General features: G+C 68.6%; 13 protein-coding genes. 2 read left to right on the top strand and 11 right to left on the bottom strand.

Annotation, left to right across the window (positions count from 1 at the left end; all coding sequences use genetic code 11):
- The first annotated feature begins 251 nt into the window (after positions 1-251).
- Positions 252-1544, top strand: coding sequence for an HNH endonuclease signature motif containing protein (locus tag HBE63_RS02330; RefSeq protein WP_166902934.1), 1293 nt, complete (start codon positions 252-254; stop codon positions 1542-1544).
- 22 nt (positions 1545-1566) lie between these two features.
- Here the strand turns inward: HBE63_RS02330 and HBE63_RS02325 are convergent, their stop codons facing one another.
- The 10 genes from HBE63_RS02325 to HBE63_RS02280 all read right to left on the bottom strand — a co-directional run bounded on the left by HBE63_RS02325 (position 1567) and on the right by HBE63_RS02280 (position 11171).
- Positions 1567-1995 carry a nuclear transport factor 2 family protein gene (locus tag HBE63_RS02325; RefSeq protein ID WP_166902932.1) on the bottom strand — a complete coding sequence of 143 codons (429 nt, stop codon included), beginning with the start codon at positions 1993-1995 and terminating at the stop codon, positions 1567-1569.
- Positions 1992-3014, bottom strand: a complete 1023-nt coding sequence (gene tsaD, locus HBE63_RS02320; protein ID WP_166902930.1) for a tRNA (adenosine(37)-N6)-threonylcarbamoyltransferase complex transferase subunit TsaD — start codon at positions 3012-3014, stop codon at positions 1992-1994. The genes HBE63_RS02325 and tsaD overlap by 4 nt, the downstream gene beginning before the upstream one ends.
- The gene (rimI, locus tag HBE63_RS02315) at positions 3011-3472 is read right to left on the bottom strand and encodes a ribosomal protein S18-alanine N-acetyltransferase (RefSeq protein WP_166902928.1); all 462 of its coding nucleotides are present in this window, start codon (positions 3470-3472) and stop codon (positions 3011-3013) included. The genes tsaD and rimI overlap by 4 nt, the downstream gene beginning before the upstream one ends.
- On the bottom strand, positions 3469-4107 hold the full coding sequence (gene tsaB, locus HBE63_RS02310) for a tRNA (adenosine(37)-N6)-threonylcarbamoyltransferase complex dimerization subunit type 1 TsaB (protein ID WP_243858461.1): 639 nt from the start codon (positions 4105-4107) through the stop codon (positions 3469-3471). Before tsaB ends, rimI begins: the two co-directional genes overlap by 4 nt.
- On the bottom strand, positions 4104-4571 hold the full coding sequence (gene tsaE / locus HBE63_RS02305; RefSeq protein ID WP_166902926.1) for a tRNA (adenosine(37)-N6)-threonylcarbamoyltransferase complex ATPase subunit type 1 TsaE: 468 nt from the start codon (positions 4569-4571) through the stop codon (positions 4104-4106). Before tsaE ends, tsaB begins: the two co-directional genes overlap by 4 nt.
- Complete coding sequence (locus HBE63_RS02300) at positions 4564-5652, bottom strand: alpha/beta fold hydrolase (protein WP_166902924.1); 1089 nt, start codon at positions 5650-5652, stop codon at positions 4564-4566. Before HBE63_RS02300 ends, tsaE begins: the two co-directional genes overlap by 8 nt.
- Positions 5649-6818 carry an alanine racemase gene (gene alr / locus HBE63_RS02295; RefSeq protein WP_166902922.1) on the bottom strand — a complete coding sequence of 390 codons (1170 nt, stop codon included), beginning with the start codon at positions 6816-6818 and terminating at the stop codon, positions 5649-5651. Before alr ends, HBE63_RS02300 begins: the two co-directional genes overlap by 4 nt.
- Before the next feature lie 69 nt (positions 6819-6887).
- On the bottom strand, positions 6888-8270 hold the full coding sequence (locus HBE63_RS02290) for a glutamate decarboxylase (protein ID WP_166902920.1): 1383 nt from the start codon (positions 8268-8270) through the stop codon (positions 6888-6890).
- A gap of 15 nt (positions 8271-8285) precedes the next feature.
- A complete protein-coding gene (locus HBE63_RS02285) occupies positions 8286-9698 on the bottom strand; it encodes an NAD(P)H-hydrate dehydratase (protein WP_166909271.1) in 1413 nt (470 codons plus the stop codon).
- Positions 9699-9770: 72 nt separating this feature from the next.
- Positions 9771-11171: a PLP-dependent aminotransferase family protein gene (locus HBE63_RS02280; protein ID WP_166902918.1), complete on the bottom strand. Its 1401-nt coding sequence runs from the start codon at positions 11169-11171 to the stop codon at positions 9771-9773.
- A 57-nt stretch (positions 11172-11228) separates the two neighbouring features.
- Between HBE63_RS02280 and HBE63_RS02275 the strand changes: the two genes are divergently transcribed.
- Entirely contained in the window at positions 11229-12152 is a 924-nt protein-coding gene (locus tag HBE63_RS02275) for a DMT family transporter (protein ID WP_166902917.1), read from the top strand.
- Here the strand turns inward: HBE63_RS02275 and HBE63_RS02270 are convergent.
- A complete protein-coding gene (locus HBE63_RS02270) occupies positions 12109-13188 on the bottom strand; it encodes a zinc-dependent dehydrogenase (RefSeq protein ID WP_166902915.1) in 1080 nt (359 codons plus the stop codon). The two genes, HBE63_RS02275 and HBE63_RS02270, sit on opposite strands and share 44 nt — an antisense overlap.
- Positions 13189-13192: the final 4 nt, after the last annotated feature.

The raw sequence follows: 13192 nt of genomic DNA, 5'->3' as shown, positions 1-13192 counted from the left end.
AGCCCTCCACTTGTTTGGGTGTGGATCCGGGGGGATCCCCAGATGCCGGTTACCAGGTGTTCGGCATGCGCCCGTGCCCCTCGCTCCGTCGTCGCGGGTGCCGGCGCTGGGGGTTGGCCGCGTGCCACCTAGCACTCTATACATGCGAGTGCTAGCACTCAAGGGTGGGCCTGTGCGTGCCGCCAGAACTCGCCGAGAGCTGAAGTCGTCAACGGTTGCATACACGACCTTGCCACACTATTATCGAACATATGTTCGGGTCGCGTTTCACGATCGATCCCGACGCCACCGAGGAGGCGTTGGTCGATCAGCTCGCCGCGATGAGCCGAGCTACTTCCAGCATCGCCGCCGGGCAGGCACAGGTAATGGCCATACTGGAAACCAAACGTCATGCCCGCAAGGCGGCCGAGGGCATCCCCGTCGACCAGCGCGGCAGAGGTCTGGCCTCCGAGGTCGGCCTGGCCCGCAAGACCTCGCCTTGGCACGGAGCCAGGTACCTGAAGGTGTCCCGGATCCTGGTTGACGACATGCCCTACACCCTCGCCGCACTGGAGTCCGGGGTACTCACCGAGGCCCGAGCGATGATCATCGCCGACCAGGCCGCCTGCCTGTCACCGGCAGACCGCCGCGCAATGGATGCCGAACTGTGCGCCGATCCTGACGTGCTGGATGGTCTGGGAGACAGGAAGGTTGAGGCCGAGGCCGGGCGAGTGGCGATTCGACTCGACCACGACGCGGTGATGGAGCGCATCAGCCGCCATCAGTGCGATCGCACCGTCACCGCGCGGCCGGCCCCACACGGCATGATGTACCTCACGGCGCTGCTGACCGCGGCCGAAGGCGTCACGGCCTATCAGGCGTTGCAGGCGGAGGCTACTGCCGCCGCGGCGGCCTCGATCGCCGCCGGAGGTGGATGCGAGGGGCGGGGCCCGTTGATGGCCGATGCCTTCTATCGACGCGTCACTGGACGTGAGGTCGGGGCGGCGGTCCCGGTCGCGCTCAATCTGGTGCTCTCCGACGAGAGCTTGTTGGCCCAGGGTTCTGAGCCGGCGGTGCTCGACGGATACGGCCCGATCCCGGCAGAGGTGGCCCGACAGATGGCCTGGGCCGCCGTGCTCGACCCCGAGGTAGAGGCTGCGGTGCGCCGCCTCTACGCCAATCCCCTCACCGGCAACCTGGTCGCCATGGAATCGACGGCGCGCAACTTCCCCAAGGGCCTCAGGTGGCTCATCAAGATGCGTGACCAAACCTGCCGCACCCCGTTCTGCGACGCACCCGTCCGGCACATCGATCACATCACCCGCCACGCCGACGGCGGTCCGACCAGTGCCGGCAACGGCCAAGGGCTCTGCGAACGGTGCAATTACTCAAAAGAGTGCCCCGACTGGCAGACCCGTACCAGCTACGACCAGTACGGCCGGCACACCACTGAAATCATCACACCAACCGGCCGAACCTATCGAAGTACCGCCCCACCGGTACCGATGAGCGCACGGCTGTTCACCAGCGACATCCATGTCGTGAACATCCACACGGCCGCGTAGCGGGCCAGCCTGATGCCGGTACCTATACCGGAATCATCAGGTGGTCGGACACGTCCCCGACCATTTCCACGTCCACCGTGCGCTCGGTGAAGTACCAGCCATGTTCGTCACGGGCGAACACGTCGGCGTAGCGCCCGACCACGATGGGCTGCAGTGGCACGGTGTCGGTCTTCTGCACGACGACGAACGTCGAGCGGGCCGTTGCCTGCACATCCTCGACGTCGACGATCGGGTTGAGCACGAGGTGGCGGGTTCGGGTGCGATTGCCGTGGTCCGGGAACCGGCGGGTGGTGTGCGCGAACAACTTGGCGATCGCCGGCGCACCCGCCACGCCCATGAACGAGCCGCGTCCGAGCAGCTCCCCGACCCCGTCGAAGTCGCCGGCGTCGATGAGCTCGGCGTAGCGGTACAGCAGCTCGGTGACCTCAAGTTTGTCCTCGACCGAACTCATGCCACCTGTCCCTTCACCACCGGCAACCCCGGATCACTGGCCGCATCCAGCGGCGACGGAGCCGCACCGGCGGCGATCAGATGTGCCGCGAACGAGGCGATCATCGCGCCGTTGTCAGTGCACAGCCGTGGCCTCGGCACCCGCAGCGTCAGACCTGCTGCCGTGCAACGTCCTTCGGCAAGTTCCCGCAGCCGGGAATTGGCCGCTACCCCACCCGCGATCAGCAGGGTGGACACCCCGAGGTCGGTGGCCGCGCGCACGGCCTTGGCGGTCAGCACGTCAGCGACGGCCTCCTGGAAACCGGCCGCCACATCGGCCTGCGAGGCCTCCGGGTGGGCCTCCACATAGCGGGCCACCGCGGTCTTGAGGCCCGAGAAGCTGAACACGTACGGGTCGTCCCGCGGCCCGGTCATCCCCCGCGGGAAGACGATGGCGTCGCGGTCACCGGTGCGGGCCAGGTCGTCGAGCACCCGTCCGCCGGGATAACCCAGTCCGAGTAGCCGGGCCACCTTGTCGTACGCCTCGCCCGCGGCATCGTCGACGGTGCTGCCCAGCTCGATGATCGGTTCCCCCAGCGACCGCACATGCAGCAGGTGGGTGTGTCCACCCGAGACGAGCAGGCCGACACTCTCGGGCAGCGGTCCGTGGTCGTAGACGTCGGCGGCCAGATGCCCGCCCAGGTGGTTGACGCCGTAGAACGGGACGTTCCAGCCGGCCGCGTAGGCCTTGGCGGCGGCCACCCCGACCAGCAGTGCCCCGGCCAGCCCGGGCCCGATGGTCGCGGCGACGACGTCGGGCCGTTCGATGCCCGCGGTGTCCAGGGCCCGGCGCATGGTCGGTCCCAGTGCCTCCAGGTGCGCGCGCGAGGCGATCTCGGGGACGACGCCGCCGTAGCGGGCGTGCTCGTCGACGCTGGAGGCGACTTCGTCGGCCAATAGGCGGATCGTGCCGTCGTCCCCAAGATCGGCGATACCGACTCCGGTTTCGTCGCAGGAACTTTCGATGGCCAGAATGATCATGTCGGGCCCCCTTGGGGAAGGCGTTGCATGGTGTAGGCGTCGGCCCCACTGACGCGGTAGTACCGCTTGCGCAGGCCGATGTTGACGAATCCGGCGCTTTCGTACAGTGCGATGGCCGGTTCGTTGTCGGTGCGTACCTCCAGGAAAACCGTTCCGCCGGAGGCGAAGTCGAGCAGGTCGTCGAGCAGCCGACGCCCGATTCCGCGCCCCTGGAATTCTGGATCGACGCCGATGGTGTGGATCTCGTACTCATACGGGCGCATTCGGCCCAGCCGAGCGATACCGGCGTAGCCCACGAGCACACCGTCGCTGCGGGCGGCCAGGTAGCGATTGTGCTTGGCGTCGAGTTCGGACAGGAATGCCTTGGCCGGCCAGGGATCGTCACCGGCGAACAGCTTGGCTTCGAGCTCCGCGCACCGCTCGGCGTCGGCGCGGGTTAACGCCTCGAACACGGTCATTTCCGCACCGCCGCAGAGGGTTTCGCGTCGGGACGGCGCAGATACAGCGGTACCAGCGGTTGCGGATCGTGCCAATCGGTCACGGCGCGCACCAGGCCCGCGGGTGTCGGGTACACGACGTCGAGCCGGGGCAGGGCGAACAGTGCGGCGTGCTCGGGTGAGCCGGCCACTGCGGCGACCGAGGTCTGCAGTACGGACGCCACATCGGCGGGTGCGTTGACGGACGGGCCGTCGACCCGGACTCCGTCGCGGTAGTGCGCCCAGTACACCTCGCGCCGCCGCGCATCGGTGACCACCAATACATCGCCGTCGGTGTGGATTCCGATGGCGTCCAGGCTGCACACCCCGTGCACCGGAACGCCCAGCGCATGACCGAACGCCGCGGCACTGGCCATCCCTACCCGCAGCCCGGTGAACGGGCCGGGTCCGCAGCCCACCACGACCGCGTCGAGATCCGCAACGGTGATCCCGGCATCCGACACGGCGCCGAGCACGTTCGGCGTGAGCTGTTCGGCGTGAGCGCGGGCGTCTACGGTCACCCGCTCGGCGAGGGCCTCCACGCTGCCCTCCGCCGCTCGGCGGACCACGCCGGCACTGACCGCCGGGGTCGCGGTATCGATGGTCAAGATGTTCACGGAGCGCTCCACTGCCAGATCACCGTGCGCGTCTCGGTGTCGGTGTCGCGCTCGATACGAATGTCCAGGTGATGGTCGGAGAGGCGTTCGGCCAGGCCCTCGCCCCACTCGACGACCACCACGGCGTCATCCAGGTCGGTGTCGAGGTCGAGCGCATCGAGCTCCCCCAGCAGATCGACACCGGGATGGTCGAGCAACCGGTACATGTCCACATGCACCATCGCCGGGCGATCCGCCCGACGGGCGCGATGCACCCGGGCCAGCACGTACGTCGGTGAGACCACCGGCCCGTCCACATCCATGGCCGCCGCGATGCCCTTGGCCATCACCGTCTTGCCCGCCCCCAGCGGACCCGACAACACCACCACGTCACCGGCCTTCAGCCCCGCGCCCAGCGTCGCGCCCAGGGCGAGGGTGTCCTCGGTGGTGGCGAGCTCGGCCGTACCGGCGCTGCGCTCAGCCACGGAACCAGACCCGATCGCGGACCCGGCGCGACAGCGTGACCAGTTTGGAGGGCGTGGCCCGCTCCACCAGGCGGACCAGTGCGTCGTCGATCACCACGGGCTCCTCAAGCTGGACCAGATGACCGGCTCCCCCGACGATCACCAGTTCGGAGCGGGGTAGCTGTGCGGCCATGGCCTTTGAGTATTCCATTGGGGTGAGCAGGTCCCGGTCACCACAGGCGATGAGTGTCGGTACCTTGGCCAGCACCCGCAGGGCGCCGGCCTCGTCGTGCACCTCGAGGGCGTGCAGGAATTCGACCAGCGTGGTGATCGACGTGCCGTGCATCATCCGTTGGGAGAACTCGACCACGCTGGGGCTGACCGACTCGTCGCCGTAGGACGCCGCGCGCAGGATCGGCCCGATCACCGACCGAGCCGCGCCGCGGGTGCGGTGCACCGTGCCCGGGGCATAGCGGGCCAAAAACCGCACCGCCTCCAGCGCCGGGTTGCGCAAGATCTCCCCTAGCGGTGAGCGCGCCACGCCCTCGACCGCCGAGGAGATCACCGCGGCGCCGACGATCTGTTTCGGGTAGCGCTGCGGGAACTGCCGGGCATGCGAGAGGACCGTCATGCCGCCCATCGAATGGCCGACCAGCACTGCGGGGCCGCGTGGAACCGTCACGGCCAGAACCGCTTCCAGATCACGCCCGAGTTGTTCGACAGTGTAGGTGTCCGGCGGTGCAGTCCCCGACTGACCATGGCCGCGCTGATCGTAGAACACCATCCGCACCTGCGGACCCCACTGTTCGGCCAGCCGGGTGCGCTGAAAGTAGAAGGCGCCCATGCGCAAACAGAAACCGTGGGCGAAAACCACCGTCAACGGTGCATCGTTCGGGCCGACTTCACGCACGGCCAGCGGGACGCCGTCGTCGGTCGTCACCACGGAACTGCGGTCGGCATCGAGGCGTTCGAAATCCTCACCCAGGTAGGGATCCTCGCCGGTACTGCGCCGGGTCAGCGACCGCGCCACCGACCTGCCCGCCACCGTACCCACGGCAGTGACCCCGGCCGCTCCGGCCAGCCACTGAGCATTGCGACTCAACGCTCGCGACCTGCCTGTAGGTAGGTGCGGGTGATCCGGCCGCGGGGGCTGGTGACCACCTCGTAGTTGATGGTGCCGAGCAGTTCGGCCCAGTCCTGGGCGGTCTGTTCGCCCTTGGTGCCGGGGCCGAACAAGATCGCGTCGTCACCTTCGGCGACGTCAGTGGCGTCCGGTCCGAGGTCGACGACGAACTGGTCCATGCAGATTCGCCCGACGGCCGGGCAGCGCCGGCCGTTGATCAGCACCTCGATCCGCCCGCTCAACAAGCGGAAGATGCCGTCGGCGTAGCCCACCGGCAGCAGCCCCAGCGTGGTGTCCCGGTCGGCGATCCACCGGTGACCGTAGGACACCCCGTCGCCGGCGTGCACCGAACGAACCAGCGCGACAGGGCATTTCAATGTCATGGCAGGCAGCAGTCCCATGTCGCCGCGCTCCGGGATGGGGCTGAGGCCGTACACCGCGATCCCGGGCCGCACCATGTCGAAGGCCAGATCGGGACGGGTCATCGCTGCGGGAGAGTTCGCGATGTGGGCCACCTCGAACACCACACCCTGCTCGGCGGCCTGCTCCCGCATCGCGGTGAGGCGCTTGCCCTGCAGCTCGTTGAACGGATTGTCGGGCTCGTCGCCGTGCACCAGGTGACTCATGATGCCGCGCACGCGGATCGCGCCGTCGGCCTGGGCCCGGCCCAGCGCGGCGACCATCGCGGGGAAATCGGCCGGGCTGACACCATTGCGGCTCAGGCCGGTGTCGGCCTTCACCGTGACCGTCGCGGTACGGCCGGTCTGGTCCACGGCCGCCAGCACATCGTCGAGTTGGCGCACCGAGGACACCGCGATCTGCACATCGTTCTCGAGCGCGGGGGTGAAGTCAGAGCCCGGCGGGTGCAGCCAGCACAGCACGGGGGCGGTGATCCCGCCGGCCCGCAGTGCCACCGCCTCGGCGATGGTCACCACCCCGAGTTCGGCGGCCCCGGCGGCCAAGGCGGCCCGGCCCACCTCGACCGCGCCGTGGCCGTATCCGTCGGCCTTGACCACGGCCATCACACGGGCGCTGCCGGCATGTTCACGCAGCAGGCGGACGTTGTGGTCGATCGCGCCGAGGTCCACGACCGCGCGCGGCGAGGCGTGCGGGGTCAGCGCGGTCGCGAGTTCAGTCGTCTGCATGTCATATCACCGCCGACCATTGTCCCAGAGGTAGGCATCGGGCCAGATCAGCGGACCGATTAGCACCCTCTAGTGCGCAAACGGCTGCAGGTCGTCGAACGCTCCGCGTGGCTTGAGCTTGTCGAGCCGCCCGAGCACCGTGATCGTGTCCTCTTTGAGCGCCCGGGCCAGATCGGCCGAGAACCCCTCACGGACCACCACTCGCAGCACCACGACGTCGGTGGCGTCGTCGGGCATCGTGTAGGCCGGCACCTGCCAGCCGAAGGAGCGCAGCCCCTCCGACACGTCGAACTCGGTGTACCCCGGATTGCCCTTGAGCCGGAAACTGACCACGGGAATGGCCGAACCGTCGGTGATCAGCTCGAAGTGCTCGCTGTCACGCAGCTCGTCCCCCAGCCAGCGCGCCGTCTGCGACAGGCACTGCATGACCTGGGTGTATCCGGCCCGGCCCAGCCGCAGGAAGTTGTAGTACTGGCCCACCACCTGGTTGCCGGGCCGCGAGAAGTTGAGAGTGAACGTCGGCATGTCGCCGCCGAGGTAGTTGACCCGGAACACCAGGTCCTCGGGCAGGTACTCCTTGCTGCGCCACACCACGAAGCCGATGCCCGGGTAGGTCAGCCCGTACTTGTGACCGCTGACGTTGATCGACACCACGCGCGGCAGCCGGAAGTCCCATTCCAGGTCGGGATGCAGGAAGGGGACGACGAATCCGCCGCTGGCGGCGTCGACGTGCACGGGGATGTCCAGGCCCTTGTCTTGCGCGAGCTGATCCAGCGCCGCGCAGATCTCCGCGATCGGCTCCAGCTCCCCGGTGTAGGTGGTGCCCAGGATCCCGACGACGCCGATGGTGTCCTCGTCGACCGCGTCGAGCACCTGCTCGGGGGTGATCACGTAGCGGCCCTTTTCCATCGGCAGGTAGCGCGGCTCGACGTCGAAGTACCGGCAGAACTTCTCCCACACCACCTGGACGTTGGAGCCCATCACCAGGTTGGGGGTGCGCCCCTTCCAATCCTTTCCGACCTTCTCCCGCCACCGCCATTTCATCGCCAGGCCGCCCAGCATCACCGCCTCGCTGGAGCCGATCGTGGAGACTCCGCATGCGGCCGAGGCATCCTCGTCGCTCAGCCCTTCGGCGTGGAACAGCTCGGCGACCATGCTCACGCAGCGCGCCTCTATCGCTGCGGTGGCCGGGTACTCGTCCTTGTCGATCATGTTCTTGTCGAACGTCTCGGCCATGAGCTTCTCGGCCTCGGGGTCCATCCACGTGGTGACGAATGTCGCGAGGTTCAACCGTGAGCTGCCGTCGAGCATCAGCTCGTCGTGGATGAAGCGGTACGCCGCTGCAGGTTCCATCGCATCGTCGGGCAGGCGCAGGGACGGAACGGGAGCCATCGCCAACCTGCCGGTGTAGGCCGGCGAGATGTGATGGGTGTGACGGTGCTTGTGCGGCATGGAGATCCTTTTCTTCTACAGCGCGGCGATCGCCGCGCGGACATGGGCGAGGATGCGTGACGCCGAGGTCGGCGCCGGGCTGGGACCGGGGTCGGCCGCCGACAGGTTGGCGGCGCGGGCATGAACGAAGGCGGCTGCGGCCGCGGCCGCCCCGGCCGGCAGTCCGGCGGCCAGCAGGGCGCCGATGATCCCGGACAGCACATCGCCGGATCCGGCTGTGGCAGCCCAGGATTGGCCCGCAGGGTTGAGATACGTGGTGTGCCCGGGCGAGGCGATGACGGTGACGTTGCCTTTGAGCAGCACGGTGGCGCCGAGTTTTTCGGCCAGGCCGCGGGTAGCGGCGACGCGGTCGGCGCCCGGTGGATCTCCGGCCAGCCGCTCGTATTCGCCGGCATGCGGTGTCAGCACAGTCGGTGCGCTGCGCCCGCGGAGCAGGCCCGGATCGGTGGCAAGCAGCGTGAGAGCGTCGGCGTCGACGATCACCGGAAGGTCGGAATCGAGCGCGAAACGCAGCGCGGCCTTCGCCGTGTCATCGGTGCCCAGTCCGGGCCCGACCACCCAGGCCTGGACCCGGCCTGCCTCCTGCGAACTGGGCGCGGCGATCACCTCTGGCCAGTGCGAAAGCACCTGCGGTCCAGCGCTTCCCACATAGCGGACCATGCCGGAGGTGGCAGCCACCGCGGCCCCCGTGCTCAACACGGCCGCACCGGGATAGGTCGCCGAGCCGGACACCACGCCCGTCACCCCTTGGGTGTACTTGTCGTCGTGCGGCCCCGGGATCGGCCAGTGGGTCCGGACATCGGCCACCTCGAACCCGGCCAGGTCGGAGGGCGCCAGGTCCAGGCCGATGTCGACGAGCTCGACGCGACCGCATTCGCCCAGTGCATGTACGGGTTTGAGGCCGCCGAACGTGACGGTCAGGACGGCTCGCACGTGTGGGCCGTCGGCGGCACCGGTCTGCACATCGAGGCCGCTGGGGATGTCGACGGCGACCACGGGAGCGGTGTTGGCCTCGAATACCGCCGCGGCGTTGGGACGCAACGGGCCGCGCCCGGAGATGCCGACGACACCGTCGACCACCAGATCGGTTGCTGCGGCGATCCCGGACACCACGCGGCCCCCGGCCCGCCGGAATGCCGTCAGCGCCTTGGCGTGGGTGCGCTCCGGGTTCAGCAGGACCGCATCGGCGGCCGCTCCGCGGCGGCGCAGGAACGTCGCCGCCCACAAGGCGTCGCCGCCGTTGTCACCGGAGCCCACCACCGCACAGATCCGCCGGCCGGCAATGCCTCCGGTACGCAGCTTCAGTTCGATGGCGATCGCCCTCGCCAGCCCATACGCGGCGCGGCCCATCAGCACACCGTCGGGCAGCGATTCCAGCAGTGGCGCCTCGGCGGCACGGATCGCATCGGCCGAGTAGTAGTACCGCATCAGCTCCCGCTCCACTCGAATGACTTCGACTTTGCCGCGCGCCAACAGGTTACGTGTGTTTGCTCGGAGCAGTCACCGATTCGCCCCGACGACCCGCGCGATCGTGGCTGCGGCTTCGCGTAATCGGTCCGGTGGATGCGAGGCGTACCCGAGAACCAGGCCGGGTGGTCCGGGTAGCCGCCGGTGCCACGACACGGGATGCACGAGGACCCCCGCTGCACGCAGATCGTCCGCCAGCGCAGCGTCATCGACGTCCTCGGGCAGGGTGACGAGCAGGTGCAGACCGGCGGCAACTCCGGTGACCTGCAGGCCCGCTAGTCCCTCGGCCAAAGCGTCGCGCCGGGCCCGGTGCCGCGCGCGCATCAGCCGGACATGCCGGTCGTACTCGCCCGATTCCAGCAACCGGGCGAGCACCAGCTGCGGCACGGTGGGGCTGCCGAGGTCGGTGGCGTGCTTGGCCGCCACCAGGTCGGGGTGGCGCTGTGGGGGCGCGACCACCCAGCCCAGACGCAATGCGGGCGCCAGGCTCTTGGAGGTACTGCCGGCGTACGCGATGCGGTCCGGCGCCGACGGGTGCAGCGAGGGAACGGGTGCGCGGTCGTAGCGATATTCGGCGTCGTAGTCGTCCTCGATGATCAGCTCCCCGTCCCATTCGAGCAGCTCGCGGCGCCGGTGCGGGCCCAGCACCACACCTGTCGGGAATTGATGCGCCGGGGTCAGAAAGACGGTCGGTGCGCCGGTGGCGGCCAGCTCCGTGACGAGGAGGCCGTCGTCGTCGACGGGGACGGGCACCGGGCGCAGACCCCAATACTCGAGTTCGTCGACGGCCCCGCGCGAGCCGGGATCCTCGACCGCGATCGTGTCGAGGCCTTCACCGCGCAACTGCTGGGCAAGTAATGCGACAGCCTGGGCGACACCCGCGACCACCAGGATGTCGTCAGGAGCGATCCGCAGCCCACGGGTCCGGCCCAACCATGGGGCGAGCGCCGCCCGCAACCGTGGATGGCCGCGGGGATCCCCGTATCCGAGGTCTTCGGGCGAGGTCTCGGCCAGCACCGCGCGCTCGGCTCGCAGCCATGTGCTGCGCGGAAATGCCGACAGGTCGGGCACACCCGGCGAGAGATCGATTCCCTCACCGACCGGCAGGCGAGGATGCGGCAGGCGTGACACCGCCGGCGCTGTTGGGCCTGCCCGTGGCGGCCGGACCGGCTGGGTGAGCACGTGGGTGCCACCACCCGCGTGCCCGCTCACCAGCCCCTCGTCGGCGAGGCGCCGATAGGCCTCGACAACGACACCGCGTGATACCGCCAGTTCGCCGGCCAGGATCCGGGTCGCCGGAAAACGGGTGCCTGCAGTAAGCCTCCCGTCTGCGATCGCCGAGCGCAGCGCATCCGCGAGCCAGTCGGTGAGTCCGCGCACCGGGGCGGTCGCCGGGTCGAGTTGGAGGAAGTCCGCGCCCGCAATTTGGTCCATGACAGATATCCAAACTTGGTTCTATTTGTTGGACCATATTCGCGCCAGCATGGGAGCATGTCCAGCCCCACCCGCGCCGGTCTGTCCGGCGCCCTCGGCATGACGTTCGTCGGCGGCAGCGTGGCCGTCTCGGGTGCACTCGCCGACGCGCCACTGCACACCGCGCAGGCACTGCGCTACGGCATTGCGTGCGTGCTGTTGCTCGCTTGGGCCCGATGCACCGGCCAACCACTGCGCCGTCCGCGGGGCTCCGACTGGTTCTGGCTGCTGAGTGTGACCGGGAGCGGCCTGATGCTGTTCAACGTGGCCCTGGTGTACGGATCCCGCCATGCCGAACCCGCGGTGCTGGCAGTCGCGGTGGCCTGCGTGCCGGTGGCGCTGGCGACGATGGGACCACTACTGGAAGGTCACCAGCCGCGGAGCCGGGTGCTTGCCGCAGCCGTCGTGGTCAGCGTCGGGGCGGTGGTCGTCGAAGGGCTGGGCCACGCGGATGCCATCGGATTGTTCTGGGCCGCAGTGGTATTCGCGTGCGAGGCCGGCTTCACGCTCCTGGCGGTGCCGGTGCTGAGCTCGCACGGTCCTGCGGGAGTTTCGGTGCACACCACCTGGATGGCTGCCGTGATGTTCGGCGTGCTCGCGCTGACCACCGAAGGGTGGAGAGCAGCAAGCAGTTTCGATGTCGGCGAGATCCTGTCGATCGGCTATCTGGCCGTCTGCGTGACGGCCGTCGCATTCGTCCTCTGGTACACGTGCGTGCGCGCGTTGGGCGCCGGGCGAGCCGGGTTGCTGACCGGAGTGGCGCCCATTGCCGCGGCGGTGATCGGCATACCTGTCACCGGGACCTTTCCCGCCGCACCGGTGTGGACCGGCATCGGCCTGATCGCGTGCGGGGTGATGCTGGGCTTCAGCGAAGACCCCACACGTGATGACCGCGCCGTCAGACCGCTGCCGTCGCAGCGGCAGGTTCAACCGTCACCTTGATGGCCTCACCGTTCTGCACGATCGAGAAGGCATCGAGCACATCGTCGAGCGGGATGTGGCGCGTGATGAGGTCCTTTACCGGCACCTGCCCACTCGAGATGTACTGCAGCGCACGCTTGTTGTGCTCCGGCGCGGAGCCGTTGGCGCCGTGGATGTGCAACTGCCGGTAGTGCACCACGTTCGAATCACACGTGATGGTCGGGTTGGTCTTGGGCAGTCCGCCGAAGAACGAGATGCGCCCGTTTCGGGCCGCCATGGCGATGGCCTGCTCCTGGGTGATGTTGGCCGCGGTGGCGGTGATGACGATGTCGGCGCCGCGGCCGCCGGTCAGTTCCATCACCTTCTCGACGACGTCGCCCTCCGCCGCGTTGATCACCTCATCGGGATGCACGGCGTCGGCCGAGATCTTGAGCCGGCTTTCGTTCACGTCGACGAGATAGACCGGGCCACAGTTGTGCACACCGCGCGCGATGCGGATGTGCATACAGCCGATGGGGCCGGCACCGAACACCACGACTGTGTCGCCCTCTTCAATACCAAGCAGATCCTGCGCGTTGATCGCGCACGCGAACGGTTCGGCCGCCGACGCCTCGTCGTAGCCGACGTTGTCCGGAATCCGGTTCAGCCCATCGACTTTGAGCACCTGGCGCGGAACGATCATGTACTCGGCGAAACCGCCGTCGTACTGGTAGCCCATCGATGTCTGGTTCTGGCACACGGCCATCCAGCCCTTACGGCACTCGTGGCATTCTCCGCACGGGACCGCCGCGATCACCTGGACTCGGTCGCCCTCGGTCCAATCGGTGCCATAGGCGGAATTCACGTCGGCACCCACCTCCACGATGTCCCCGGCGATCTCATGCCCGATGGTGCGTGGCGGGGTCAGGTTCTGGTGCCCGTTGTGCAGGATCTTGACATCGGTGCCGCAGGTGGAGCAGTTGCGCACGCGAATCTTCACCTCGTCAGGGCCGCACTGGGGCTCCGGCACATCCTCCAGGCGGACATCCTCGGGGGCGTAGTAACGCAGGGCTTTCATGGCG

The organism is Mycobacterium sp. DL440, assembly GCF_011745145.1.
GTDB lineage: Bacteria > Actinomycetota > Actinomycetes > Mycobacteriales > Mycobacteriaceae > Mycobacterium.
Note: the sequence above shows the minus strand (reverse complement) of the source record. Positions and strands in the feature narration are given on the sequence as shown.

What these genes read in the sequence shown, in the direction of transcription:
- tsaD (WP_166902930.1), bottom strand. Translation starts at nt 3,014, where the DNA reads ATGATCATTCTGGCCATCGAAAGTTCCTGCGACGAAACCGGAGTCGGT.
- HBE63_RS02270 (WP_166902915.1), bottom strand. Translation starts at nt 13,188, where the DNA reads ATGAAAGCCCTGCGTTACTACGCCCCCGAGGATGTCCGCCTGGAGGAT.
- HBE63_RS02330 (WP_166902934.1), top strand. Translation starts at nt 252, where the DNA reads ATGTTCGGGTCGCGTTTCACGATCGATCCCGACGCCACCGAGGAGGCG.
- HBE63_RS02280 (WP_166902918.1), bottom strand. Translation starts at nt 11,171, where the DNA reads ATGGACCAAATTGCGGGCGCGGACTTCCTCCAACTCGACCCGGCGACC.
- HBE63_RS02325 (WP_166902932.1), bottom strand. Translation starts at nt 1,995, where the DNA reads ATGAGTTCGGTCGAGGACAAACTTGAGGTCACCGAGCTGCTGTACCGC.
- HBE63_RS02275 (WP_166902917.1), top strand. Translation starts at nt 11,229, where the DNA reads ATGTCCAGCCCCACCCGCGCCGGTCTGTCCGGCGCCCTCGGCATGACG.
- alr (WP_166902922.1), bottom strand. Translation starts at nt 6,818, where the DNA reads ATGCAGACGACTGAACTCGCGACCGCGCTGACCCCGCACGCCTCGCCG.
- rimI (WP_166902928.1), bottom strand. Translation starts at nt 3,472, where the DNA reads ATGACCGTGTTCGAGGCGTTAACCCGCGCCGACGCCGAGCGGTGCGCG.
- HBE63_RS02290 (WP_166902920.1), bottom strand. Translation starts at nt 8,270, where the DNA reads ATGCCGCACAAGCACCGTCACACCCATCACATCTCGCCGGCCTACACC.
- HBE63_RS02285 (WP_166909271.1), bottom strand. Translation starts at nt 9,698, where the DNA reads ATGCGGTACTACTACTCGGCCGATGCGATCCGTGCCGCCGAGGCGCCA.